This is a genomic window from Streptomyces glaucescens (genome assembly GCF_002154375.1).
Classification (GTDB): domain Bacteria; phylum Actinomycetota; class Actinomycetes; order Streptomycetales; family Streptomycetaceae; genus Streptomyces; species Streptomyces glaucescens.
On record NZ_MUND01000493.1, the window covers coordinates 1 to 2,274 of the forward strand.

The 2,274-nt window shown below is 74.5% G+C and carries 2 protein-coding genes and 1 pseudogene; 1 reads left to right on the plus strand and 2 read right to left on the minus strand.

Annotated elements, in window-relative coordinates:
* Positions 1-639: 639 nt before the first annotated feature.
* On the minus strand, positions 640-855 hold the full coding sequence (locus CCN42_RS29245) for a hypothetical protein (protein ID WP_086740114.1): 216 nt from the start codon (positions 853-855) through the stop codon (positions 640-642).
* Between the two features lie 162 nt (positions 856-1,017).
* On the opposite strand from CCN42_RS29245, the gene CCN42_RS29250 reads away from it, so the two are divergent.
* On the plus strand, positions 1,018-2,121 hold the full coding sequence (locus CCN42_RS29250; RefSeq protein WP_086740116.1) for a DUF5937 family protein: 1,104 nt from the start codon (positions 1,018-1,020) through the stop codon (positions 2,119-2,121).
* A gap of 40 nt (positions 2,122-2,161) precedes the next feature.
* On the opposite strand, the pseudogene CCN42_RS44895 reads toward CCN42_RS29250, so the two are convergent.
* Positions 2,162-2,274 (minus strand): annotated as a pseudogene (locus tag CCN42_RS44895) (ATP-binding protein); the annotation flags it as partial.

Genomic DNA, 2,274 nt, shown 5'->3' on the forward strand with positions numbered 1-2,274 from the left:
GCCGCGCGGCCCGGCGTGTCTCTTGCATGTTCATCCGTCCCGAAGAGCGTGTCGGTGCTGCACCTCTCAGTGGCCGTAGGCGACGAGAAGGTTGCCGTCGTGACCGTCGCATGTCGGTCGGGTCGGGTGTCGCCACATGAGCAGCCGACGGCAGCACCGGGCACGGCCTCTGCGACGTGCACCCCCAGGGGTGTCCGCAAGGTCGCGACTGCCCCGCGACGTCTGGCAGGCAGTTCGACACGCGTGCTGGGGGCTCCCGGCCGGCCGGTCCTCGGCCACGTGCTCCCGCCCTCCGCCCCGGCCGGGCCGTGTCCGGGCGACCGATCTCGTGCCCGGCCGGACCGAGCGGCCCTGGCGGGATCACCGGCAGATCGTCAACGTCTGTGAATGCTTCGCCCGCTGGGAGCAGGACGGAACCTGAGCGGGGCGGCTGGAGCCCGTCCAGGTCCGCGACGGCGCGGGTGGGCGCGGTTGGGCGCGGTGAAGTGGACGGTGTCGGCCGACTCCACCGTCCACCGGGCTCACCAGCCCGCCGCTGGGCCGTGAGAAGGGGCACCGGCGGCGGAGCCCTGGAAGCGCGGCCGCAGCCGCGACCACCGGCTCAGTCCTGGGAGCGGGGCCGCAGCCCCGACCACCGGCTCAGTCCTGGGAGCGCGGCCGCAGCCCCGACCACCGGCTCACGTTCCGCCACAGCCGCCCGCGGGCCGGGCGGCCCGCCAGGACCGCCGCGAACTCCCGGCGGTCCCGCCACTCGCGCGCCACCTGCCAGTCGTGGGCGCCGGGCTGCGGCGGGGCGGCCTCACCGAGGTGGTGGGCGCGGTAGGTGTCGAGGAGGTACTGCTGCGTGACGCTCATGGCGGATCGCCTCTTCGGGACGTGGGAGACAGGGATTCCGGAAGGCTCCGCGGCTGCCCCGGTGCACTCAGCCTGCGACCGGACCGCTCGGCGTGTCCCGTCGGTTGACGGCAGCCGTCAATCGAGAGGAGCGCTGTCGGTGGCGGGGTGCACCATGGGCTCATGAGCGTGAGCATCGACATCACCGGGCTGCCGCGGGAGCGGATCTCCTTCGTGCCGTCGCCGCTGGCCGAACTCGGTATGGCCCTGCACGCGCTCAGCGAGCCCGGTCACCACCCGGGGCTGCAGGGCTGGGCGACCGCGGTGTCCTCGCGGCTGGACCCGTCGCTCGCGGACCGCCTGTGCGAGGCGGACTTCCTGTGGCGCACCACGTTCTCCGACGTCTTCGCCCCGTTCGCCGCTGTCCCCGGCGCCCGGACGCTGCCCGGCGCCACCCTCGCCGAGGAGCTGGACCTGCTGGACAAGCTGCCGGACGAGCAGTTCGTGCACGCGGCGCTCGAGTTCACCTGTCAGATCAGCTACGACACCGAGAGCGCCGGCCCGCTGGAGGACGAGACCGTGCGCCGGCGCGCGCTGGAGATGGCCGCCGCGCGGGGCTGCGTCCAGGAGCGGTTCGCCCGGCGGCTGCTCCACGATCCGCCGGCCGTGCGGGCCTGGTTCCGGCAGCTGATGCGGGACTGCGAGGAGGCCTTCTTCGCGGACGTCTGGGCCCGGGTCCAGCCGCAGCTGGCCGCCGACGCGCGGCACAAGACGGAGCTGCTGCGCCGCAAGGGCCTCGCCGACGCCCTGACCGCGATGTCCTCGGCGGTGTCGCTGGACGAGGAGGCCGGACTGATCACGGTGGACAAGCTGATCGCGGGCCGCACCGCCACGGGTGACGGCGGCCTGGTCCTGGTGCCGACCAGCCTGGGCTGGCCGCATGTGATGGTGCTGCACCGGTACGGCTGGCAGCCGGCCATCACCTACCCGGTCAGCGGCTCCGCGCCGCAGGCTCCCTCCGTCGAACAGCTCACCCGCCGGCTGGAGGCGCTGGCCCACCCGGTGCGGATGCGGCTGTGCCGGCACCTCGCCCGCGCGCCGCACACCACCAGCGAGCTGGCCGACGCGCACGGCATGTCGGCGCCCGAGATATCCCGGCACCTGAGCGTGCTGAAGAAGGCCGGGCTGATCAGCACCCGCCGCCGGGGGCGGTACGCGCAGCACCAGCTGAACCTGTCGGCGGTGGCCCGGCTGGGCAGCGACTTCATCGAGGGCGTGCTGCGCTGACCCGCGCCCGCGCCCGCGCGGGCGCGGGCGCGGGCGCGGGTCAGTCGAAGCGGATGTGCCGGATCCCCACCTGGATCTGCCGCAGCCGGGTCCGCACGGGTCCCTCCCGGTTGGGCCGCAGCGTCAGTCCGGCGAGGACGGCGATCCGGTCGG